Raw genomic sequence first — 22,755 nt, 5'->3', positions numbered from 1 at the left:
CTACGGGATTCCTGAATAGTATGTACAGCCTTCTGGGCATCTGTTCGGTCTACGGCCGTGCACATCGTCGGGCACTGAGAATTCTGGCGACGCTGAAGTGTGTCCCGAATGAATGGTGGCGTATGAGCGAATCAGGCCAGCAGTCCGTGACGTTCGACGCACACACCGAACTCGAAGCCGGCACGCGGGTCCGCGTCGAGACGCGCGACTTCGCGTACGTGATCGACGAGCCGGAGTCACTTGGTGGGACGAACGAGGGTCCGAACCCGGTTGAGTACCTCCTCGGCGCGCTCGGCGGGTGCCTCAGTATTGTCGGCCACGCGGTCGCCGCAGAGATGGACCTTGACATCGGGTCGCTTGCCGTAGACGTCGAAGGTGAACTGGACCCAGCACGGTTTCAGGGCGCAGACGTCGACTCACGCGCGGGGTACCAGCAGATCACCGCGTCGATTCAGGCCGAGGTAACCGACGCGGCAGGCGACCCCGTCGACGACGAGACCGAACGCGAGTGGCTCGAGCGAACCGAGGACCGGTGTCCGGTAAGCGACAATCTCGCCGCTGAAACCCCTGTCGACCTCTCCCTCGAATAGATCCACAAACGTGCATACCTGTGGGTGAACCAGTGGGTCGGTATGCCACGAACACGAGGGTTTTTTATCGTCGCCACACACACTGTAAGCCATGCACTCCGGTGGAGACCTCGCCGGCGACGAACCGCGTGAGAAGTGTGGTATCGTCGGTGTCTCTCTCGCTGACCGTTCGGCGGCGCGACCATTGTACTACGCGCTGTATGCCCTCCAACACCGCGGACAGGAATCGGCGGGGATCGTCACCCACGACGGGTTTCAACAACACACACATGTCGAACGCGGACTCGTCGGCGACGCGTTCGACCCTGGTGATCTTGAGTCGCTGGCCGGTTCAACAGGTATCGGTCACGTCCGGTATCCCACCGCCGGGAGCTTAGACAAGAGCTGTGCACAGCCGTTTTCGGTCTCGTTTAAATCCGGCTCGCTGGGGTTGTCACACAACGGCAACCTCGTGAACGCCGACGAGGTCCGCGAGGAGCTTGCGGCCGCGGGCCACGCGTTTACTTCTGACGGCGATACTGAGGTGATCGCTCACGATCTCGCACGAAACCTCCTCGAAGAAGACCTCGTTCGTGCGGTCAAACACACGATGAAACGTATCCACGGCTCGTACTCGCTCGCCATCTCACACGACGACACCGTCTTTGGCGTGCGCGACCCACTCGGCAACCGCCCCCTCTGTCTCGGCAAACTTGAGGACGGCTACGTCCTCGCCAGTGAATCCGCCGCCATCGACACTCTCGACGGTGAGCTGGTTCGCGACGTCAAGCCAGGCGAACTCGTCGTCTTGGAGCCGGACGGCTCCGACTACGACACGTACCAACTCATCGAAGCCGAGTCGACCGCGCACTGCTTTTTCGAGCACGTCTACTTCGCCCGACCCGACTCCGTCATCGACGGGTCGCTCGTCTATGAGGTTCGCCGCGAGCTGGGCCGAAAGCTCTGGGAGGAGTCCGGCGTCGAATCCGACGTGGTGATGCCCGTGCCTGACTCCGGTCGGGCGTTCGCCTCCGGGTACGCCGACGCGGCCGCCGAGACGGACGCCGATGGTGCGCCCCGCCCGGAAGGAGAGGGAGGCATCGAGTTCGCAGAGGGGCTGATGAAGAACCGCTACGTCGGCCGGACGTTCATCATGCCGACCCAAGACGAGCGCGAGCGCGCCGTCAGACTGAAGCTCAACCCAATTCGCTCGACGGTTGAGGGCAAGTCGGTCACGATCATCGACGACTCCATCGTCCGTGGCACCACCTCGACGCAGCTCGTCGACCTGGTTAGAGAGGCCGGTGCCGAGGAGGTACACCTTCGGATCGGTGCGCCACCGATCGTTGCGCCGTGTTACTTCGGAATCGACATGGCGACCCGCGAGGAGCTCATCGCCGCGGATCAGTCTCCGGCGGCGATCCGCGACGCCGTCGGTGCCGACTCGCTCGCGTACCTCTCTATCGACGCGGTCGCCGCGGCGCTCGACGCCTCGCGTGCAAACCTCTGCCTGGGCTGTGTGACGGGTGCGTATCCGTTCGACGTCGATGGCGAAGAGACCGATCGACCGGTTGAGGCACCACCCGCCGACGCCCCCGCAGCAGACGACTGATCGCGGGCAACGGTGTCATCGAGACGGCACGAGATATCGGGTGGTTGAAGACGCCGACCAACCGATGCCTACGCATGCACTCGAATTCCGACGCGCCGCCGACCGCCAGTCCGTCACTCGGTCGCCGCCGATTTCTCCGCGTGGGGAGCGTTGGCGCTGCCGCCACAGCGGGCCTCACCGCGGGCTCGGCCTCGGTGAGCGCCCAGTACGGCGACTGGCTGGCTGACGTCCCGAACTACGACGGCACACACGACTACCGCGGCCGCGACGAGGTCACTGTCGCGGTCGGGGCAGGCGAGAACGGACTGGTGTTTGGACCGGCAGCGATCCTGGTTGACCCGGGGACGACCGTGGTGTGGGAGTGGACCGGTGCCGGCGGCGCGCACAACGTGGTCGCCGACGACGGGACCTTCGACAGCGGTGAGACCGTCGGCGAGGCCGGCCACACCTTCGAGTACACCTTCGCTGACGCTACCGCCGGTGACGCCTTCGCGTATCTCTGTACGCCGCATCAGGCCGTCGGGATGAAAGGCGTCGTCGCGATCGGCGAGGTGGACGACCAGCTCGTGATGCCGGGCGACGGGACGAGCAGTGACGAGATGAGCAACAACGAAACCGCGGAGAACGAGACGGCGGAGTCGACTGACGGCCAGCGCGGAGACGGACTCACGACCGGCGATATCCTCGCGCTCGCGCTCAGCTTGGGTGTCGCTGGCGCACTCCTCGTGCCGTTGTTTTATGCCGCACACACACGCGCTGAGCACCAGTAGTCGTCGACTCGTGCCCTCACTGTCGACGTCTGCACCCCACTCTATCGACGAACCGTTTTATCCCTGCGTACTGTCACGACGTGTATGGTCACCGACGGCGACTTTGGCGAGCGACTTGAGACACAGACCGACGCGTACCTCGAGCGGATACACGACTGTGTCCGCCTCCTTCCGGTCGCACTCGAGGCGTACACGACGACCGACGACCCTGCCGAGACGGCCGCAGAGATCGGCACTATCGAGAGCGAATGCGACAAGCGTGTTCGCGAGCTGACCAGTGTGATCACCAACGCCGGCCCCGACGATATTGGACTGCTCAACACCAGAATCACGTTCAACGAGTCGGCACTCATCGACCTGTACAAGACGCTCGACGTGGTCGCGAACCACACCGAACGCATCGTCCAAGAAGTCGTAATGATGCGCCCGCCGGCCGATGTCGAACCGTTCGCCGACATGCGCGAGATGGCTGACCTGATAGTTGAGATGACGGCGGCACTGGAGTCGGTCGTCGGCGACTTCGTCCGTGGGCTCACCCAAAGCGACGTCACCCACACGCTCGTCGACGACATCGAGACGATCCGGGAACTCGAGAGCGCCTGTGACGAGCTTCGAAACGACGCCATCGCGACCGCCTTCGCCGACGAGTCGATCGACACGCCGCTCGTCTACCGGGAGCTCGCGATCTTACTCGACGAGCTCGCGAACACGATCGAAGACCTCACCGACCGGATGATCGTCATCGCGAGCACGGAGCCGGGGATCGTCACCGAAGCCGACCCAGACGCGGCCGAGTGAGCCGAACGGCGACGACGGCTCCCCCTCCCAGCTCACCGTTGGGCCCACTCGAGCATCCGCGCGTAGAAGGGGTCACTCGCTAGTGCGTCGGTGTCACAGACGAGGGTGAGCTGGCGTTTCGCCCGCGTGAGCGCCACGTTCACTCGGCGGTGGTCCTCGAATATCGGCCCGTCGAGAGAACCTGTGGCAACGAACGAGACGACGATCACCTCCTTTGCAGAGCCCTGAAATCGGTCGACAGTGTCGACTGTCACGTCTGTGTGTCCGCCAATCTCGGCGACCTGTGCGCGGAACGGAGCGATCACACCGATGTCTTCGGGGTCGACGCCGGCGGCCCTGTAGGCGTCGACGATCTCGGCTACCCGGCGCGCCTCGGTGACGTTTCGGTTGCCATCCTGTGTCCCGCCGGGGTCAACGACCGCGACCCCACCGTCAAGCCCCGTGGGAAGCGCGTCGAGGTCGGCGAGGTCCTCGAGGCTCCGTCGTGCCACCGCAGGCATCGCCGGTCTGAGCGCCCCGTCGTAGAACGCGGCCGACGAGAACGCCTGGATGCGCTGGCTCATGCGATACTGCTGGTCGAGCAGCACGCTCGCGTCTGGATACGCCTCGATGAGGCGCTCGAACAAGGACCGTTCGAGGTCGTTCTCGGCGCGAACGACGGGCGGGAGCTGCTGGTGGTCGCCGACGAGCACGAACCGGTCCGCCAGTGCGATCGCCGCGTGCGTGCTCGGCTCGGTTAGCTGTGAGGCCTCGTCGACAAGCGCCACGTCAAACGAACACTCGCGGAGGACCCGTGACCCACACGCCGCCGTCGTCGCCGCGACCACCGGCGCCGATCGCAACTCGGCCGCTTTGGCGTCCGGATCGCCACGTTCGACGAGACGGAGGTCGTGCATATCGTGACGAACGCCGCTCTCCGAGCCGATCCGACACACGTCGTCGAACCCTTGGTCGCGAAGCGCTTCGATTGCGTTGTCGACGGCCCGGTTGGTGAAGGCGGCGAGCAGGACGCGGTTGCCGCTCTCGACGAGGGCTCGGATCGTCTGGGCGATCGTGTACGTCTTGCCCGTCCCAGGCGGGCCGTGGATCAGCGCACAGTCCTCGGCATCGACCGCGAGCGCGACGGCCGCGTCCTGGGCCGCGTTGTTGTCGATGTATGCCGGTCGATCCTCACCCGCCGAGCGGTCACGAAAGGACGGCTCGTGCCGGCCGAATACCACGTCTTTACGCCGTTCATCGCCTTTCAACACCGCATCATGGAGGGCGGTGAGCATCCGGTCGACAGAAATCTCGGAGGGATAGACGTCGAGCCGACGGAGCTCGACGGGCTCGTCCGTCTCGACGACGACCGTGTCCTCGAGGGTGGTGATTCGACAGAGCTCGGCATGCCCCTCGACCGGGGTTCCGTCGCTGGCGAGCGCCACGTCGCCCTCGCGCAGCTTCGAGACCGCGTCGTCGGGTACTCGCGCGCGGAGTTCGAACCGGTTGTCGTCGACCTGCGTCTGGGCGATCGGTTCGAGGTCGATCAGGGCGCGGTCGTCTGCTGCGCGCTCGCCGGGCGACTGTTCCCACAGCTTGCGGTACTCCGCGTGGGTCTGCCGGCGTTCTTCTTCGATCGCGACGTAGAATCGGTCGAAGTACGCCCGCTCGTCCTCGGGGACCGGAGTCCCGACCTGGCCGGCTTTCGACTCTTGGTCGAGGCGGCCGGAGACGACCATACAGGTGTCCTGTTCGAAACAGTACGAACACGTCGCGTCGGCCTCGTGGCCGGTCGGCACCGTTGGCCGAGCCGCCGAGTCGTGGAGCGCCCGCCACTCCATCGCCGCCAGCGCGTTGCGCTCACGGACGACGAACCGGAGCAGGCCGGTGCCCACAGTGAACTCCTTCGCCGGCGAGAGGTCGCCTGACGCGTCCGAGCGGTTGAGAGCGGTGTTTTTCGTGTACAGCAACGTCGCGAGGTCTTGGTCGACACCTCGCTCTTCAAGCATGAGTGCGTAGCAGGCAGCTTGGATCTTGTCTTGAAACCGCGGCTCACGGTTGGTGTTCTTACCGGTCTTCAACTCCACGGGGCTTCCACGCCGGAGGGCGTCTGCTCGGCCCTTCAGGCCGAACGTCGGCGAGAGAAGCGTGAACTCGGACCGCCAGGAGTCGTCGTCGCCGAGCGTCCCCTGTGCGAGCCAGCCCTCGATCGCCGCCGCGTTGCGCCGCACCTCGTCCTCGACGGTCACACGGTCGTACCCGAGGAGCCCCAACTCCAGCCCAGCCTCCTCGACGCGGTCTGCCACCGCTGTCTCGAGGTCGACGCCACGAAGCAGGTCGCCGAACACCTCGTGGACGATCGTCCCCTTGACCACCGGATAGTTGAGCGGGATGCCCGAGAGCTTGTTGAGGTAGTACAGCCGGGGACACTGCACCCACGACCGGATACCGGTGACGTCGACGAGGAAGTCGGGCTCTACGACGACCCACGAATCGCTGGACGTCGCGTATCCTGTCTCGCCTCGGTAGTCGTTCTCGACCGCCTCGGTGACGAGCAGCGACATCCCGGGCTCTGCGTGCTCGGCCGTCTCCGCCCAGTCGCCCCAGAGCGTGACGGTGACAGGGCTCCGCTCGCCGCGGTCCGGCCTGACGTCGATCTCACACAGCGTGCGCTCACCCGACGACGTCGACACCGTTCGCGGCTCCGCGACCGACACGATGGGCCCCCGAATCTTCACGCGCATCCGTCGTCGTCGTCGCAAAAAAACGCTGTCGGTGCACGAGGTCCTCGGTCGTCGCCGGTCGTTGCGGTCTCTCCGACCGATACGCTCATACGGCCGCTCGCCCGTACTGTCATCTATGCGCGTACGCGATTGGCAGGACATTCTCGCGGACGTCGCGAGCGACTCAACCGACCCGGACAGCTGGCGTGCCGTCGCCGGATCCCGGCGCTCGGGACTCGGCGAAGACCTCTACTTCGGCCACCCGACCGTCGGGGTATATCATCTACAGACGTACGCTAAGAACCCGCGTGATCTCCGTGGCGTCGGAACGCGCGTGGCCCGCCGGGTCGACGACGACCTCGACCCGCTGTTGCCTACCCAGGACGCCGAGGGACGGTTTGCCGTCCGGCGCCCTCCAGCCGACGAAGACGAGGCGACGTCGATGGCGACCCGGCTCGAAGAGACGCTTCGCGTCCACGCGGAGGCGCCGACGGACCCCGAGCACCTCTTCGAAGATGTGATGGAAGCGGTCGACGCGCCGGCATTCGGACCGATGGACTACGCGTTCGATGGACGCCCCGACGAGCTCGACGAGCTCAACGACACGTTCGAAGAGGCCGAAGCGCTGCTCTCGGCCGAGCTCGACGAGCTCATCGAGGCCGACGACGTCGACCGCGGGTTTCAGTGATCGGTGCCGTCGTCGTACGGCCGACTGAGCGGCTCACTGCAGATCGTGTCCGCCGACCGAGTCAATCAGATCGTCGAACGCACCGCCGGCGAGTCCCGGTCCGTCCGGAACAGACACCCGTCCCGCCTCGACTGGGCACGGATCCGTCGCGAGGTCCTCCTCGAGTAAGCCGGCCGTCGCGAGCCCGCACGCCGACACGTCCGGTATCGCGGCGGCGACGTGCACGGCTGCGGTCCGGGCGACCACGGCGTCGATCGTCGTCGTGACCACGGGCTCGACGCCGGCGGCCCGGGCCCGCACGGCGGCCTCGACGGTTCGGTCTGGTCCGCCGAGCGCCATGGGTTTGAGGACGACCACGTCGACCGCGTCGGCGGCGAGCACCGCGTCGACACCGTACTCAATGAGTGACTCGTCTACGGCGATCGGCACGATACTCGCCCGGGCGAGGCGTGCCGTCGACGCCAATGCGGCCGCTGGAAGCGGCTGCTCGACGTACGCGAGGTCCATCGGTTCGAGCCGGTCGAGCGCCTGGCGAGCGGTCTCGAAATCCCAGGCACCGTTCGCGTCCGCACGTACCTCGACGGCCGGGCCGACCGCATCTCGGACCGCTCGAAGTCGCCGCACGTCCGCATCGACCGACCGGGCGCCGATCTTCACCTTGAGACAGGTGGTTCCTCCATCGACAGCCTGTAACGCGGCGGTCGCGGTCTCGGTGGGGTTCCCGTCACCGATCGTCGCGTTCACCGGCACCGATTGCGCGGGCGACGAGAGCCCGGCGTCGGTGGCGAGGTGTGCGGCGAGCGGGTGCCCGTCTACGCGTGCATTTGCGTCCGCGAGCGCGAGCGAGGCACCGTGGCGGGCGGCCGGTATCGCTGTCGGGTCGGGCGCGTCGAGCGTGGCTCGGGCAGCGTCGCCGGATGCGAGCGCAGACGCACACGCCGCGGGCGACTCCGTCCAGCCGGGCAGCGGCGTGGCTTCACCGATTCCCCGCGTTTGCACGTCGTCTCCCAGTGCGGGTCCGACGGCGACGAGGTGGCCGCGGCGCTCGCGTATCGCTCCTCGAGCCGTTCTGAGTGGCCGCGAAAGCGGGACCGCAAACTGACGCGTCTGCATCAGATGCCGAGCCCGACTGCGAACGTAACGGCGTACGCCGCGAGCAGTTTTCCGGTCGACTCGAGTGCGGGGTTGAGCGCCTCACCGGCCGTCTCCGTTAGCACAGTTCTGGCGACGCCGACGGCGAGCGGCAGCGTCGCGAGCGGGAGGAGGACCGCGAGGCCGTGCCCGGTGGCGACGAACCAGCACGGAACGGCGTACGCGAGTCCGAGAAGTCCGGCGTACTGCGCCCGCGCGAAGCCGTATCCGAATCGAACCGCGAGCGTTCGTTTGCCCGTCTTGGCGTCCTCCTCGCGGTCACGGACGTTGTTGACGACGAGGATGTTCGTCGACAGCGCGGCGACGGGGAGACTCGCGATGAACGCTGTGAGCGTGAGTGTTCCAGGGGGCGGCGCGAGCGGGAGCAGCCCGCCAGTGAGGGTTGCGGCCTGCACGTAGTAGGTCCCAGTGACCGCGATCACACCGAAGAACACGAAGACGAAGACGTCGCCGAGCCCGTGATATCCGAGCGGGTAGGGGCCGCCAGTGTAGGCAATCCCGGCTGCGACCGACGCGAGCCCGATCACGAGAATCGGGACGCCGCCGACGGCGACGAGGAAGGTTCCAACGACGATGGCGGCCGCAAACGTCAGCCACATGGCGCGTTTGACTTCGCCCGGGTCGATGAGGCCGCTGGCGACGACGCGGGTAAAGCCCTCGCGGTCGTCGGTGTCGGCGCCCTGGATCGCGTCGTAGTAGTCGTTCGCGAAGTTGGTCCCGATCTGGATGAGCGCCGCGCCGATGAGCGCGGCGAGCGCCGGCAGCGGGGCGAACACGCCCGCGTCGAGTGCGAGGCCGACACCAACGATCACCGGTGCAGCCGCCGCCGGCAGCGTCTGTGGCCGCGCGGCGATCACCCACGCCCGACGGCGCGACACCTGGGTAGCCATTACGATTCATTGGGGCGTCACCGTACTTAAGATTCGGATCGGTCGACGCCACAGTCGCCCCAGCCGGGAGGCCATCACCGGCTACTCGGTACGGACGGACACCTCCGGCGATCCGGGCCGGGGTACACAGCCCTAATTGCCTGGCACACGCGTCGCGGGTATGGCACGCGTTCCGTACGCTGACCCCGAAGACGTTCCGGACGAGCACGAGCCGCTGTTGTCCTCTGAGCTTCAGGGTAAACCGCTCAACGTGTACCGTGCGCTCGGAAACAACCCGCCCGTGCTCGCGGGGATGCGGGCATTCTTACGCGCGCTCTGGCGAGACAGCGGTCTCTCCGAGCGCGAGCGCGAACTCGTCATCCTCACGACCGCGGCGGCGATCGAGAGTCGCTACGAGTGGCACCAACACGTAACGATCGCGCGCGACGTCGGCGTCGACGACGCGGTCATCGCTGCCATCGGTGACGGCCCACTCTCTGCACTTGATGCCGCCGACCGGACACTCGTCGAGTACGTTCGCGCGGTCGTGACCGAACGGGTCGATGCGGTCACGCACGCCGCGGCGGCAGATCATTACGACCCCGACGTGCTCGTCGGTATTGCTGCGACTGCTCAGGGATACGTTGCACTCGGTGGACTCATTCGTGCATTCGACCTCGAGTTAGAACCCGACGAGTCGCTCCACGGGTGGGACCCTCGGTGAGACGAGGCGATGAGCGTCGACCGACAGATACGACTCTGTTCGGCTCGACAGAAGAGTATGACCGACGCGACGGAGACGACGACTGAGATGAGCGTCGAAGCCGATGGGATTTCTGCCCGCTACGAGGAGGCGAACGGCGAGCGGCTCCTGACGTTCTCCGCAGACGGACACACCGCGACAGTGGCACAGAACCAGGATGGATACGCGATGTTGAAGGTCCGAACGGGCCCCGATGGCGACGAGCTGGAGCGGTACTACGGATTCGACATGGCACTCGACCACGCCGCAGAGCGGCTCGCCGTCGGCGTCCGCGACCTACCCGTGCCAGAGGCGGCCACAGACATGGGAATGTGACGTCTCGGTCACACGACGAACCGCCAGCCGGGTTCGTCCAGAAACGCTTAAGTAGGTGTCAATATTCCATGAAACTGATGGTAGACATCACGGAGGCTTCGTCGGACACCCCGGCGGATCGAGTTCTTCCAGGGCACGATAGCTTCTAACACCGAGATCGGTCCTGTACGGATCTTCGATACGACGTTACGAGACGGCGAACAGTCACCACGAACGTCGTTCAGCTACGACGAGAAACGCGAGATAGCGGCGACGCTGGACGATATGGGCACCCACGTCATCGAGGCTGGGTTCCCGGTGAACTCCGACGCGGAGTTCGAAGCCGTGAGCGACATCGCGGCGGCGACAGATACGACGGTCTGCGGGTTGGCCCGGGTCGTCGACGGCGACATTGAGGCGGCGATCGACGCCGGCGTCGAGATGATCCACGTGTTCGTCTCGACGAGCGACGTCCAACTCGAGGACTCGATGCACGCCACCCGCCGGGAGGCGAAGGCACGCGCGGTCGACGCCGTCGGACAGGTGAAATCCGCGGGCGTCGAGTGTATGTTCTCGCCGATGGATGCGACCCGAACGGACCCGGCGTATCTCACCGAGATCGTCGAGGCCGTCAGCGAGGCCGGTACCGACTGGATCAACATCCCAGACACCTGCGGCGTCGCGATGCCGACCAGCTTCGGGCAGACGGTCGCAGCCGTCGTGGAGGCGACCGACGCTCGCGTCGACGTCCACACTCACGACGACTTCGGCATGGCCGCAGCGAACGCAGTCACCGGGTTCGAGAACGGCGCCGCCCAAGCACAGGTATCGGTCAACGGGATCGGTGAGCGCGCCGGTAACGCCGCCTACGAGGAGGTCGTCATGGCCGTCGAGTCGGTGTACGGCGTCGACACCGGCATCGACACGACCCAGATAACGAAACTGGCCCGGATCGTTGAGGACGCCTCAGACATTCCGGTCCCGGCAAACAAACCCGTCACCGGGCGCAACGCGTTTGCCCACGAGTCGGGCATCCACGCGGCGGGCGTCATCGAGAACGCCGACACGTTCGAGACAGGCGTGATGACTCCGGAGATGGTGGGCGCCGAGCGCGAGTTCGTGCTGGGCAAACACACGGGCACCCACAGCGTGCGCAAGCACCTGGTGGAGGCCGGCTTCGACCCGACGGACAGCGAGGTCCGGTCGATTACGAAGCGGGTCAAAGAGTACGGCTCCGGCAAGCGACAGGTGACGGCCGGCGACGTTGAGCGGTTCGCCCGAGAGACGGGTGTCGAACGCGAGGAGGAGGTTCGGGTCTGATGGTCGCGCAGCCGGCACGCGCGCCCGGCGAGCGGCAGTCGACCCCAGTACCCAGCGAACGGTGTGCACGATTCGGTCGTCCGTTGTCTCGCGGTGAGGGATTGTCGGTGTTACCGGGGTCCCAGCCGACGAAGCGTCACATCGACACCGCGCTCCGACACAGATATATAGGCGGCGTGTGTGAGTTGCGATCGAATGCGACGCTCGTGGCGACACTCCGAGACGCCCTCTCAGACGGGAGCCGTCGCTGTACGTATTGTAGGGGTTTGAGCCCCTACAGCACCCCTTTCTCCCCGAGACATCGAACCGTCGGACGACGTCCCTGCGCGCTCCGACCGCGCAACCGTTCGTTCGAACCGATCGACGCTCGACCGCAGACACCACCAACACACCACACACGATGAGCGACTCAGCAGCACACCCACGAAACGAAGATGCGGACGCCGACGCGGCGGCCGATACGGACGGACCGGACCCGACAGACGGCGCAGAACCGTCTGTCGAGGAGATGCCACCGACGGGCGACCCGATAGAGACGGTGACGACCGGCGCGGAGTCGGTCGTCGCCGCCCTCGAGTCGGCGGGCGCCGAGACGGCGTTCGGCGTGCAAGGAGGGGCGATCATGCCCGTTTACGACGCGCTATATAACTCGTCCATCCGGCACGTTATGATGGCCCACGAACAGGGCGCCGCACACGCCGCGAACGCGTACGGCGTGGTCGCCGGCGAGCCCGGGCTCTGTCTGGCGACCTCGGGTCCGGGAGCGACGAACCTCGTCACTGGCATCGCCGACGCCGACATGGACTCCGACGCGATGCTGGCGTTGACCGGCCAGGTGCCAACGGATTTCGTCGGCAACGACGCGTTTCAGGAAACCGACACCGTCGGCGTCACCCGCCCCGTCACGAAACACAACTACTTCGCGAGCGACGCCGACTCGGTCGGTGACGTCGTCGGTGAGGCGTTCGCGCTCTCGTCGGTCGGCCGACCTGGCCCGACGCTCGTCGACCTCCCGAAAGACGTCACACTCGACGAGACGGACGAGGAACCGGGCGACGCCGAGGCGCCTGCCGGGACGGACCCCGACCCGAGCGCGCGAGCCGACGCCGTCGAAGCCGCCGCACGTGCGATCGAGTCGGCAGATAAGCCGGTCTGCCTGTTCGGCGGCGGCGTGATCAAAGGCGAAGCGAGCGAAGCAGCGCGCGAGTTCGCGCGCACGTACGAAATCCCAGTCGTGACGACAATGCCGGGTATCGGGTCGTTCCCCGAAGACGACGAGCTCTGTCTGTCGTGGGCCGGGATGCACGGTACGGGATACGCCAACATGGCGATAACCCACACCGACTGTCTCGTCGCGGTGGGCACCCGCTTCGACGACCGGCTGACCGGTGGCGTCGATACGTTCGCGCCGGAAGCCGAGGTCGTCCACGTTGATATCGACCCAGCGGAGATATCGAAGAACGTGTACGCCGATTACCCGCTTGTTGGGGACGCGGCGACCGTGCTCGAGCAGCTCGGTGCGGCGATCGACACCACCCCAGACGCCGACGACTGGCGCGAGCAGTGTCAGAAGTGGAAAGAAACGTACCCGATGACGTACGCAGCGCCCGAAGACGAGCCGCTCAAGCCGCAGTTCGTTGTCGAGGCGTTCGACGAGGCGACTGATGACGACACGATCGTCACGACGGGCGTCGGCCAACACCAGATGTGGGCCTCGCAGTTCTGGACGTATACGGAGCCGCGAACGTGGGTCTCCTCACACGGGCTCGGAACGATGGGCTACGGGCTTCCAGCAGCAATCGGTGCGCGGATGGCCGCCGATGCGATGGACGAACCCGACCGTGATGTGATCTGCTTCGACGGCGACGGCTCGCTGTTGATGACGATGCAAGAAATTTCGGTCGCAGTGCGCGAGAACCTGAATATCACCGTCGCGGTGCTGAACAACGAGTACATCGGGATGGTTCGACAGTGGCAGGACGCGTTCTTCGAGGGCCGGCACATGGCGTCGGAGTACAACTGGATGCCTGAGTTCGACAAACTCGCTGAGGCGTTCGGCGCGCTCGGGATCCGGGTCGACGGCTACGACGAGGTTGCGCCGGCGGTCGAGGAGGCTCTCGCGTACGATGGCCCGGCTGTGATCGACTTCCATGTCGACCCCGAAGAAAACGTGTTGCCGATGGTGCCAAGCGGTGGCGCGAACGGACAGTTTGCCCTCTCGGAGGACCAGCTATGAGCGGCGAGGGAATGACTGGTCCGGGCCCAGACGAGCGGCCGCACCCCGAGGGTCGACGGAACCTCGAAGGCCACCGTATCGACCCGGTCGTTGAGGCGGAACACGACGTGCGACGCGCGGTCATCTCGGCGCTGGTCGAAGACGAGCCCGGCGTGCTCGCGCGTGTCTCGGGACTCGTCTCACGGCGACAGTTCAACATCGAGAGCCTGACCGTGGGGCCGACGACCGTCGACGGCCACTCGCGGATCACGATGGTCGTCGAAGAGACCGACCCCGGTATCGACCAGATCGAAAAACAAATGGCAAAACTCAAACCCGTCATCTCGGTGGGAGAGGTGTCCGGCGACGCGGTCACCTCGGAGCTGGTCTTACTCAAGGTCACTGGAGACGAGCCTGACAAAGTCCACGCGGTCGCCGAGATGTACGACGGACAGACGCTCGATGCCGGTCCAGAGACGATCACCGTTCAGCTGACCGGTGATGAGTCGAAGATAGACGACGCGATCGACGCGTTCGGCCAGTTCGGGATCGTCGAGATCGCCCGGACCGGTCAGACGGCACTCGCCCGGGGGAACATCCCCACGGCACCCGGAGAAAAGCCCGCCACGGCCGGCGAACCGACGACCCCAACCACCAAGTAATCATGACAGCAGACGACTCACAACCGTTCGATTCGACAGTATACTACGACGCAGACGCCGACCCCGAGGCGCTCGCCGGGAAGACCGTGGCCGTTCTCGGCTACGGCTCGCAGGGACACGCACATGCACAGAACCTCGCCGACAGCGGGATCGACGTCATCGTCGGGCTCCGCGAAGACAGTTCCTCGCGCGAGGCCGCCGAGAGCGACGGACTCCGGGTGGAGACGCCAGCCGACGCCGTCGCAGACGCCGACATCGTGAGTGTACTGGTCCCGGACACCGTCCAGCCGGATGTCTACGAGAACGCGATCGAGCCGAACCTCGAGGCGGGCGACACGCTCCAGTTTGCTCACGGATTCAACATCCACTACAACCAGATCCAGCCGCCCGAAGACGTTGACGTGACGATGGTTGCGCCGAAGTCACCGGGGCACCTCGTCCGACGGAACTACGAGAACGACGAGGGGACGCCGGGACTCCTCGCTGTGTACCAGGACGCGACCGGCGACGCCCGCACAGAGGGGCTCGCGTACGCGGCCGCGATCGGCTGTACCCGCGCCGGCGTGGTTGAGACGTCATTCCGCGAGGAGACAGAGACAGACCTCTTCGGCGAACAGGCGGTCCTGTGCGGTGGCGTCACCGCACTCGTCAAACAAGGCTACGAGACGCTCGTCGACGCCGGCTACTCTCCAGAGATGGCGTACTTCGAGTGTCTCAACGAACTCAAACTCATCGTCGACCTGATGTACGAGGATGGGCTCGGCGGCATGTGGGATTCGGTCTCTGATACCGCCGAGTACGGCGGGCTCACCCAAGGCGACGTCGTCGTCGATGAGCACGCCCGCGAGAACATGGAACAGGTCCTCGAGAAGGTCCAGAACGGGGAGTTCGCTCGCGAGTGGATCGCAGAGAATCAGGCGGGTCGGCCGTCGTACACCCAGCTACGGACTGCAGAAAAGAACCACGAGATCGAGGCCGTCGGCGAGGAGTTGCGCGGGCTCTTCTCGTGGCAGGAGTCGGACGAAAGCGAAGAGGAGCCGACCGAGGTGAAGGCGTGATGACTGACAAACCGACGAACGCCGTACGCAACGCGGGGGGGAACCGATGAGCGAGGGAACGCTGTACGACACGGTGTGGGAGAACCACAAGGTGACGGAGCTGCCGAACGGCCAGGATCAGCTGTTCATCGGCCTCCACCTCGTCCACGAGGTGACGAGCCCGCAGGCGTTCGGGATGCTTCGCGAGCGCGACCTTGACGTGGCGTACCCGGATCAGACGTTCGCGACTACCGATCACATCGCCCCGACGGAAGCCGAAAAGCGCGAGCGGCCGTTAGTCGACGACCAAGCAGAGAAGATGCTCTCGGCACTCGAGTCGAACACCGACGAAAACGGGATTACGTTCTTCGACTTCGAGTCGGGCAAGCAGGGGATCACCCACGTAGTCGCACCCGAACTGGGACTCTCACAGCCTGGTATGACCGTCGCGTGTGGTGACAGCCACACCGCGACACACGGCGCGTTCGGCTCGATCGGCGTCGGGATCGGCACGAGCCAGATCCGCGACGTCCTCGCGACGGGGTGTATCGCCGCGGACAAACAACGGGTTCGACGGATCGAGATCGAAGGCGAACTCGGTGAGGGCGTCTACGCCAAAGACATCATCTTGAAAGTGATCCAAGACCTTGGCGTCGACGGCGGGGTCGGCCACGTCTACGAGTACGGCGGCCCGGCTATCGAGGCGCTCGACATGGAGGGTCGACTTGCGGTGTGTAACATGTCGATCGAGGGGGGGGCCCGCGCGGGCTACATCAACCCGGACGAGACGACCTTCGAGTATCTTGAGGGGCGCGAGTACGTTCCGGATGGAGAAGCGTTCGAGGAGCTGAAAGCCTACTGGGAGTCGATCGCCTCCGACGACGACGCCGAGTACGACGACGTCGTCACCGTCGACGCAGGTGGCATCGACCCGCTCGTGACGTGGGGGATCAACCCCGGCCAGGTCATCGAGATATCGGATCCGGTGCCGGAGCCGTCGTCGTTCGAGGCGCGGACCGACCGCGAGGCTGCGGCGTCGGCGCTCGAACACATGGAGATCGAACCCGGCCAGTCGATGCTCGGCTACGAGGTCGACGTGGCGTTCCTCGGCACGTGTACGAACGGTCGGGTCTCGGACTTCGAGGAGGCGGCTGCGGTGCTCGAAGGGCACACGGTCGACGATGGCGTGCGGGCGCTCGCGGTCCCCGGCTCCGAGACGGTCCGAAAAGAGTGTGAGGCGCGCGGGATAGACGAGACGTTCATCAACGCTGGCTTCCAGTGGCGGCGCGCCGGATGTTCGATGTGTCTCGCGATGAACGACGACATGCTCGAGGGCGACGAGGTGTGTGCGTCATCGTCGAACCGGAACTTCGTCGGCCGGCAGGGTTCAAAAGAAGGACGGACTGTCCTGATGAGTCCCGCAATGGTTGCGGCCGCGGCCGTCGAGGGTGCAGTCACGGATTCCCGCGAGTACCTCGGAGACGGACCAACCGGTGGCGCGGGCGGCGTCGAGGAGGTGGCAGACTGATGAGCGACGACCAGCACATCACTGCGGTCTCTGGCACCGGCGTTCCGATCCCCGGCGACGACGTCGACACCGACCAGATCCTCCCCGCGAAGTTCATGAAAGAGGTCACCTTCGACAACATGGCCGACTACCTCTTTTATGACGCGCGACGGGACGCCGACGGCGAGTACAACGACCACCCGCTCAATCGGTTCGAGGGCGCGTCGATCGCCGTCGTGAACTCGAACTTCGGCTGTGGCTCCTCGCGTGAACACGCCCCACAGGCGATGATGCGCTGGGGCGTCGACGGGGTCGTCGGCGAGTCGTACGCGGAGATCTTCCGCGACAACTGCAAGTCGCTCGGCATTCCAGCGGTGACCGCAGACCACGAGACGGTGACCGACCTACAGGAGTGGATCGAAGCGAACCCCGACGGCGAGATCGACATCGACGTCGAGGCGGCGACGGTGACGTACGGCGACACCACGATCGACGTCGACATCGACGGATCGATGCAGGAGGCACTCGTGGACGGCATCTGGGACACGACCGCACTCATGTACTCGAACCGCAGTAAGGTCGACGAGACGGTCGCCGACCTTCCGTACGTCGAGAGCGACGACTGAGCCGGTCTCGACATCGACATCCTCTTTTCGGCGTCGGGTGGAGTCATCGCATGAGCGACCGAATCGCGGTCATCGAAGGCGACGGCATCGGCCAGGAAGTGATTCCCGCGGCTATCGAGGTGTTACGCGCACTCGACCGGGAGTTCACGTTCGTCTCGGCTGCAGCAGGCGACGCCGTGCGAGAGGAAACCGGCCGGGCGCTGCCGACGAAAACGTACGATCTGGCCGCCGAGGCGGACGCAACGCTGTTCGGTGCCGCCGGCGAGACGGCTGCAGACGTCATCTTGCCGCTTCGGGACGCCGTCGACTCGTTCGTGAACGTCCGCCCAGCGCGGGCGTACCCCGGCGTGGACGCCCTTCGCCCCGAGACGGACGTGGTGTTCTTACGCGAGAACACCGAGGGCGTGTACGCCGGTCACGAGGATCGGCTCAGTGAGGATTTGTCGACGCTGACGCGGGTCGTCACGTCGTCGGCGTCGCGTGAACTCGCTGAGTATGCCTGCGAGTTCGTCGCGGACGGACGCGGCCCGGCGGGACATGAGGCCTTCACCGTCGTGCACAAGGCGAACGTGATGCGAGAGACCGACGGTCGATTCCGCGAGACCGCCCTCGAGGTTGCCGATGCACACGGCGTCGACGCCGACGAAGAGCTGATGGACGCGTTTGCGACGAAGCTACCACTTGACCCGACACAGTACGGCGTTATCGTCTGTCCGAACCTCGCTGGTGACGTGCTCTCTGATCTCGCTGCGGGGTTGGTCGGGGGCCTCGGGCTGTTACCATCGGCGAATGTGGGCCACGACAACGCGTTGTTCGAGCCGGTCCACGGGACAGCACCGGACATCGCCGGCGAGGGTGTCGCGAATCCGACCGCCGCGATACTCTCGGCGGCGATGCTTCTCGAGTATCTCGGCTATAGTACCGACGGACAGCGGGTGCGGGCTGCGGTTGAGTCGGTCCTCGCAGACGGCCCACGGACCGGCGACCTTGGCGGTGACGCGACGACCGAGGCCGTAACGACGGCGATCATCGAGGAACTCTGAGGCCCCGGCAAACCACAAGAGGTGAAACCCTGCGGCGCGTTCCGTGATGTATGAGCAACTACGCAGTCGCGATGGAAGCCGCCTGGTTGGTCCGTGACGTCGAAGAGACCGACGACGCCATCGGCGTCGCGGTCAGTGAGGCCGGAAAGCGACTCAACGAGACGGACAAGCAGTACGTCGAGGTCGAACCCGGCGTCACTGGCTGTCCGGCCTGTGGGGAGCCGTTCGACGCGGCTTTCCTCGCAGCGAATACGGCGCTGGTCGGGCTCCTCCTCGAGATCGACGTGTTCAACGCCGACAGCGAAGAACACGCAGAGCGGATCGCAAAGAGCGAGGTCGGTGGTGCACTGCGGGACGTCCCGCTCGAGGTCATCGACGTGGTCGAGACCGAAGCAGACGACGAAGACGACGGCCAGTAGGCTGTATCGTCGGTCGACGCTGCCTGTGAGCCGGCAGTCGACGTGGTCGCGTGTGGTGGCGAAAGCTTTTCGAATAACTATTGGTAATTAGACCCATGCAACTTCCCACGCCACAGGACCTCAGAGAACGACGGACGTCGCTTGAGCTTACCCAGAGTGAGCTCGCCGACTCCGCCGGTGTCTCCCAGCCACTCATCGCACGGATCGAAGGCGGCGACGTCGACCCACGGCTCTCGACGCTCCGCCGGATCGTGAACGCCCTCCAAGAGGCAGAGGGTGAGGTGGTTCGTGCCGCCGATCTGATGAACGAGACCGTGATCAGCGTCGCCCCCGACGACGCCGTACGCGATGCGGTCGACCTGATGGAGCGTGAGGCGTACTCACAGCTGCCGGTGTTACAAAACGGCGTCCCCGTCGGCTCGATCAGTCAAGGCGACGTCGTTCACGCGGGCGAGAAGGTCGGGACCCACCCGGTGAGTGAGGTGATGAGCGAGTCGTTCCCGACGGTCGGTGCCGGCGCAACGGTAGACGAGGTGCGGAACCTGCTTGACCACTACACGGCTGTGATGGTGACCGACGGCGGCGAGACGGTTGGGATTATCACCGAAGCGGATATCGCCGCGTACCTCTCCTAGCGGGTGTCGCGTACGCGACGGTCACCGCCAGCGTCACTCGTCGCGATTGTCCGAGATGTGCTCCCAGATCTCCGTGCAGCCGGCGCCGTCGGGGAGGTCGCCGAGGTGTCCCGTGTCGTCTTCTTCGTCGCCCGCTTCTGGCTCCGTCTCTGTTGGTTCTGTCTCTGTTCGCTCGTCTGTCATCGGCTCTCTGTAAACCCGTCGAACAACTCGGGTGCAACGTCGGCTGAGGTGTGTTCGTACGGTACGTCGGGCGACTCTGATCGGAGCGTCGTGCTCTCGCGCGCTGATTCTGTCATCGATGACTGTATCGTAGGGGTATCAATAAGCGGACCTACCGCAGTAAATCGAACCACTACTCACCAGTAGCGGCCAGTATCGCAGCCATCTGTGTCGCGGTACGCGGGTGCGTATCGGCTCGCAGTCTCGTGGTTTTCGCACACAATCTGCGTCATCGACGTCGACGGGGCTTGCACACACCGGCAGTCACTGCCGTGTGGCGGACGAACGCGAGGTGTGACCACTCGATTGCGCGTGCTCGACGACGGGGCGTGGATCTCTATCGACGACAGCCGCGAAGTGCGCGTCAGTGAACTGTGGCGGCTCAACGCGCCGGATTTCTGTCAGTGTGCGCTTGCGGATCTGGTCGTCGAGAACTTCCAGTCGGTCGGCGTCGACGGCTCGAATGTGGAGGCGCGGGTCCACGGTCAGTGTATCGCGTGCGGGGGCGAAGGAGTCACCGGCTGGATTCCCGTCGGGCGGGTACACGGGGGTGAGTTCACCGAACTCGCCCGCGCTGCAGTTCGGTCCGCTCGGGGTGATTCGTCGCGGCAACACGTGCCGGATCGCTGAAGCAGCGGGGAAGGTTGACTCTACGCGGCCGCCTATGTGGATACCGGGAGTACCGGAAGTCGATGCCAACGGATGTCGAAAACTGGAAATCGGAGGCGTACGGGCGCGAGGTCCGCGACCACCTGTTCGAATTCGCGGAAGCGGGGTTCGACTCGATCCCGGACGACGAGCGGGACGCGTGGTTCGAGCGCTTCAAATGGTGGGGGCTGTACCACCAGCGGAACGGACAGGAGGGATATTTCATGTTACGGATCGGCACCCCGAACGGCGTCCTTGAACCGGGCCAGCTTCGCGTCGTCGGGGAGATCGCTGACGAGTACGCTCGTGGACCGGGGGCGAACCCGATCTTCGGCGAGTCGTACGCCGACTTCACCACCCGGCAGTCGATCCAACTCCACTGGATCGAACTGTCTGACGTGCCGGCAGTCTTCGAGAAACTCGAAGCAAACGGCCTCTCGACCCAGCAAGCTTGCGGGGACTCCTGGCGGAATATCGTCGGGAATCCGGTCGCCGGCAAAGACGCAGAGGAGGTGATCGACGCCTGGCCCGTAATCCGCGAGCTCAACGAGACGTTCAAGGGGAACGACGACCACGCAAACCTCCCGCGAAAGTGGAAGGTCTCCGTGACTGGCTCCGCCGACGGCTCCGGACAGGGCGACATCAACGACCTCGCCTTTGAGCCCGCGTACAAAGCAGTCGGCGGGGACGGAGAGGGCGAAACGACCGAGGATGCCGTCGGCTTCAACGTCCGCGTCGGCGGCGGGCTCGCGCGCAACGAGCCGCGGCTCGCCCGCGACATCGACGTCTGGGTGCCCCCGGAGCGCGTCCCCGACGTGGCCGGGGGGCTCTCCGCGCTGTTCCGCGACCACGGCGACCGCGAGGACCGGTACAACGCCCGCGTGAAGTTCCTCGTCGACGAGTGGGGCGCAGCGGAGGTCCGCGAGACGCTTCAGGAGGAGTACGTCGACTTCGAGCTTCAGACGGCCGGGCGCGACGTCCGCGAGGAGTACACCTACAATACGGGCGCGGGCGAGCGCAACGATCTGATCGGCGTCCACGACCAGCGCGACGGGCGGAACTTCGTCGGGCTGAACGTGCTCGTCGGGCGGATGGGCGCGGCCGACGTGCTCGAGCTAGCCGACCTCGCCGAGACGTACGGCTCCGGCGAGGTCCGGCTCTCGCAGCGCCAGAACGTCATCGTCACCGACGTGCCGGACGACGCGCTCGACGAGCTCCTCGACGAGCCCCTCTTAGAGCATTACTCGCCTTTCCCCTCGCCGTTCATGCGCGGCTCCGTCGCGTGTACCGGTACCGAATTCTGCTCGCTGTCGATAGTCGAGACGAAGAACCGGCAGGTCCGGTTCGCGCGCTGGCTCAAGGGGAACGTCGACCTTCCCGACGACGTCGAGGAGTTCCACATCCACCTCTCCGGGTGTACGGCCTCGTGCGCGCAGCCGCAGATCGCCGACGTGAGCCTGCGCGGGATGAAGACCCGCAAGGACGGCGACCCGGTCGAGGCGCTCGACGTGGGGCTCGGCGGCGGGCTCGGCGAAGACCCCCAGTTCGCCCGGTGGGTCACCCAGCGGGTCCCCGTCGACGAGGTGCCCGGCGCGATCGCGAACCTGATCGACAGCTTCGCGGCCGAGCGCGACGCGGGCGAGTCGTTCCGCGCCTTTGTCGCCCGCCACGACGACGACGACCTCGACGCCCTCGTAGAGCCCGAAGAGACCGACTACGAGGACCCGATGATGCACAACACGAAACGCACGTGGTACCCGTACGCCGAGAACGACGCGATGGAGGACGCGCCGGCGACGCCGGCAGACGACTGACGATGCGGGGTCTGAGCCGAGGGACGCGATGAGTAACCGACTGCTCCGCGTGAACGCCTACACGACCCTCGATCTCGTCGACGGCCGGGTCCGCGCCCACGAGTTCGAGGCCGACGCGCCGGGCGTCGTGAACGTCACCGCGCCACGCGAGGCGCCCGAACAGGTGACACTCCAGGTCGAACTCGACGACACGTCGGTCGACGACCTCCCCGCCCACGCCGACGAGATCGACCTGTCGCCCGCGCAGGCCCGGACGCTCGCCGAGGCGCTGGAGTCGACGGCGGACCGCGTCGAAGCCGCGCGAAACGGCGACGACTCTTTATAAATGAACGGTGCGGTGGCGCGTGCCGACGAGCGGCCATCGGCCGCGAGTCGCCCGCGTGAGGGAGT

The 22,755-nt window shown here is 65.7% G+C and carries 23 protein-coding genes; 19 read left to right on the top strand and 4 right to left on the bottom strand.

Annotation, left to right across the window (positions count from 1 at the left end; translation table 11 throughout):
- Nucleotides 1-122 precede the first annotated feature (122 nt).
- The 4 genes from ACWUI7_RS04720 to ACWUI7_RS04705 all read left to right on the top strand — a co-directional run bounded on the left by ACWUI7_RS04720 (nucleotide 123) and on the right by ACWUI7_RS04705 (nucleotide 3,749).
- A complete protein-coding gene (locus tag ACWUI7_RS04720; RefSeq protein WP_496641060.1) occupies nucleotides 123-590 on the top strand; it encodes an OsmC family protein in 468 nt (155 codons plus the stop codon).
- A gap of 91 nt (nucleotides 591-681) precedes the next feature.
- Nucleotides 682-2,181 (top strand): amidophosphoribosyltransferase, encoded by a 1,500-nt coding sequence (gene purF / locus ACWUI7_RS04715; protein WP_496641059.1) that lies wholly within the window; start codon nucleotides 682-684, stop codon nucleotides 2,179-2,181.
- Nucleotides 2,182-2,255: 74 nt separating this feature from the next.
- Nucleotides 2,256-2,951 (top strand): halocyanin domain-containing protein, encoded by a 696-nt coding sequence (locus ACWUI7_RS04710; RefSeq protein ID WP_496641058.1) that lies wholly within the window; start codon nucleotides 2,256-2,258, stop codon nucleotides 2,949-2,951.
- 84 nt (nucleotides 2,952-3,035) lie between these two features.
- The gene (locus ACWUI7_RS04705) at nucleotides 3,036-3,749 is read left to right on the top strand and encodes a DUF47 domain-containing protein (protein WP_496641057.1); all 714 of its coding nucleotides are present in this window, start codon (nucleotides 3,036-3,038) and stop codon (nucleotides 3,747-3,749) included.
- Between the two features lie 32 nt (nucleotides 3,750-3,781).
- On the opposite strand, the gene ACWUI7_RS04700 is transcribed toward ACWUI7_RS04705, so the two are convergent.
- A complete protein-coding gene (locus ACWUI7_RS04700; protein WP_496641056.1) occupies nucleotides 3,782-6,466 on the bottom strand; it encodes an AAA domain-containing protein in 2,685 nt (894 codons plus the stop codon).
- Between the two features lie 121 nt (nucleotides 6,467-6,587).
- Here ACWUI7_RS04700 and ACWUI7_RS04695 point away from each other — a divergent pair, with 121 nt between their 5' ends.
- Entirely contained in the window at nucleotides 6,588-7,139 is a 552-nt protein-coding gene (locus ACWUI7_RS04695) for a hypothetical protein (protein ID WP_496641055.1), read from the top strand.
- A 33-nt stretch (nucleotides 7,140-7,172) separates the two neighbouring features.
- Here ACWUI7_RS04695 and ACWUI7_RS04690 read toward each other — a convergent pair whose 3' ends face one another.
- Both ACWUI7_RS04690 and ACWUI7_RS04685 read right to left on the bottom strand, forming a co-directional pair.
- Nucleotides 7,173-8,252, bottom strand: a complete 1,080-nt coding sequence (locus tag ACWUI7_RS04690) for a mandelate racemase/muconate lactonizing enzyme family protein (RefSeq protein ID WP_496641054.1) — start codon at nucleotides 8,250-8,252, stop codon at nucleotides 7,173-7,175.
- A complete protein-coding gene (locus ACWUI7_RS04685) occupies nucleotides 8,252-9,181 on the bottom strand; it encodes a 1,4-dihydroxy-2-naphthoate polyprenyltransferase (protein WP_496641053.1) in 930 nt (309 codons plus the stop codon). The genes ACWUI7_RS04690 and ACWUI7_RS04685 overlap by 1 nt, the downstream gene beginning before the upstream one ends.
- A 160-nt stretch (nucleotides 9,182-9,341) precedes the next feature.
- Between ACWUI7_RS04685 and ACWUI7_RS04680 the strand changes: the two genes are divergently transcribed.
- From ACWUI7_RS04680 to ACWUI7_RS04630, 11 genes are all read left to right on the top strand, one after another.
- Entirely contained in the window at nucleotides 9,342-9,884 is a 543-nt protein-coding gene (locus tag ACWUI7_RS04680; RefSeq protein WP_496641052.1) for a carboxymuconolactone decarboxylase family protein, read from the top strand.
- Between the two features lie 57 nt (nucleotides 9,885-9,941).
- Nucleotides 9,942-10,238, top strand: a complete 297-nt coding sequence (locus tag ACWUI7_RS04675; RefSeq protein WP_496641051.1) for a DUF7111 family protein — start codon at nucleotides 9,942-9,944, stop codon at nucleotides 10,236-10,238.
- Nucleotides 10,239-10,355: 117 nt separating this feature from the next.
- The gene (locus tag ACWUI7_RS04670; protein WP_496641104.1) at nucleotides 10,356-11,537 is read left to right on the top strand and encodes a LeuA family protein; all 1,182 of its coding nucleotides are present in this window, start codon (nucleotides 10,356-10,358) and stop codon (nucleotides 11,535-11,537) included.
- A gap of 400 nt (nucleotides 11,538-11,937) precedes the next feature.
- Entirely contained in the window at nucleotides 11,938-13,773 is a 1,836-nt protein-coding gene (gene ilvB / locus ACWUI7_RS04665; RefSeq protein WP_496641050.1) for a biosynthetic-type acetolactate synthase large subunit, read from the top strand.
- The gene (gene ilvN / locus ACWUI7_RS04660) at nucleotides 13,770-14,414 is read left to right on the top strand and encodes an acetolactate synthase small subunit (RefSeq protein WP_496641049.1); all 645 of its coding nucleotides are present in this window, start codon (nucleotides 13,770-13,772) and stop codon (nucleotides 14,412-14,414) included. The genes ilvB and ilvN overlap by 4 nt, the downstream gene beginning before the upstream one ends.
- A 2-nt stretch (nucleotides 14,415-14,416) precedes the next feature.
- On the top strand, nucleotides 14,417-15,472 hold the full coding sequence (gene ilvC, locus ACWUI7_RS04655) for a ketol-acid reductoisomerase (protein ID WP_496641048.1): 1,056 nt from the start codon (nucleotides 14,417-14,419) through the stop codon (nucleotides 15,470-15,472).
- 46 nt (nucleotides 15,473-15,518) lie between these two features.
- Entirely contained in the window at nucleotides 15,519-16,979 is a 1,461-nt protein-coding gene (gene leuC / locus ACWUI7_RS04650) for a 3-isopropylmalate dehydratase large subunit (RefSeq protein ID WP_496641047.1), read from the top strand.
- On the top strand, nucleotides 16,979-17,584 hold the full coding sequence (gene leuD, locus ACWUI7_RS04645; protein ID WP_496641046.1) for a 3-isopropylmalate dehydratase small subunit: 606 nt from the start codon (nucleotides 16,979-16,981) through the stop codon (nucleotides 17,582-17,584). Before leuC ends, leuD begins: the two co-directional genes overlap by 1 nt.
- Nucleotides 17,585-17,634: 50 nt before the next feature.
- Nucleotides 17,635-18,627, top strand: coding sequence for an isocitrate/isopropylmalate family dehydrogenase (locus ACWUI7_RS04640; protein ID WP_496641045.1), 993 nt, complete (start codon nucleotides 17,635-17,637; stop codon nucleotides 18,625-18,627).
- A 50-nt stretch (nucleotides 18,628-18,677) separates the two neighbouring features.
- On the top strand, nucleotides 18,678-19,046 hold the full coding sequence (locus tag ACWUI7_RS04635; RefSeq protein WP_496641044.1) for a DUF555 domain-containing protein: 369 nt from the start codon (nucleotides 18,678-18,680) through the stop codon (nucleotides 19,044-19,046).
- Between the two features lie 95 nt (nucleotides 19,047-19,141).
- Nucleotides 19,142-19,681, top strand: coding sequence for a CBS domain-containing protein (locus ACWUI7_RS04630; RefSeq protein ID WP_496641043.1), 540 nt, complete (start codon nucleotides 19,142-19,144; stop codon nucleotides 19,679-19,681).
- A 33-nt stretch (nucleotides 19,682-19,714) separates the two neighbouring features.
- Here ACWUI7_RS04630 and ACWUI7_RS04625 read toward each other — a convergent pair whose 3' ends face one another.
- Complete coding sequence (locus ACWUI7_RS04625) at nucleotides 19,715-19,864, bottom strand: DUF8595 family protein (protein WP_496641041.1); 150 nt, start codon at nucleotides 19,862-19,864, stop codon at nucleotides 19,715-19,717.
- Nucleotides 19,865-20,197: 333 nt separating this feature from the next.
- Here ACWUI7_RS04625 and ACWUI7_RS04620 point away from each other — a divergent pair, with 333 nt between their 5' ends.
- The 3 genes from ACWUI7_RS04620 (at nucleotide 20,198) to ACWUI7_RS04610 (ending at nucleotide 22,690) form a co-directional block, all read left to right on the top strand.
- Nucleotides 20,198-20,533, top strand: coding sequence for a DUF8134 family protein (locus ACWUI7_RS04620; protein ID WP_496641039.1), 336 nt, complete (start codon nucleotides 20,198-20,200; stop codon nucleotides 20,531-20,533).
- A 62-nt stretch (nucleotides 20,534-20,595) separates the two neighbouring features.
- Complete coding sequence (locus ACWUI7_RS04615) at nucleotides 20,596-22,365, top strand: nitrite/sulfite reductase (RefSeq protein ID WP_496641037.1); 1,770 nt, start codon at nucleotides 20,596-20,598, stop codon at nucleotides 22,363-22,365.
- Nucleotides 22,366-22,393: 28 nt separating this feature from the next.
- Nucleotides 22,394-22,690 carry a DUF6360 family protein gene (locus ACWUI7_RS04610; protein WP_496641036.1) on the top strand — a complete coding sequence of 99 codons (297 nt, stop codon included), beginning with the start codon at nucleotides 22,394-22,396 and terminating at the stop codon, nucleotides 22,688-22,690.
- The last annotated feature ends 65 nt before the right edge of the window (nucleotides 22,691-22,755 follow it).

It is taken from the genome of Halorubrum orientale (assembly GCF_059623105.1).
This window is presented reverse-complemented; position numbering and strand designations above follow the sequence as displayed.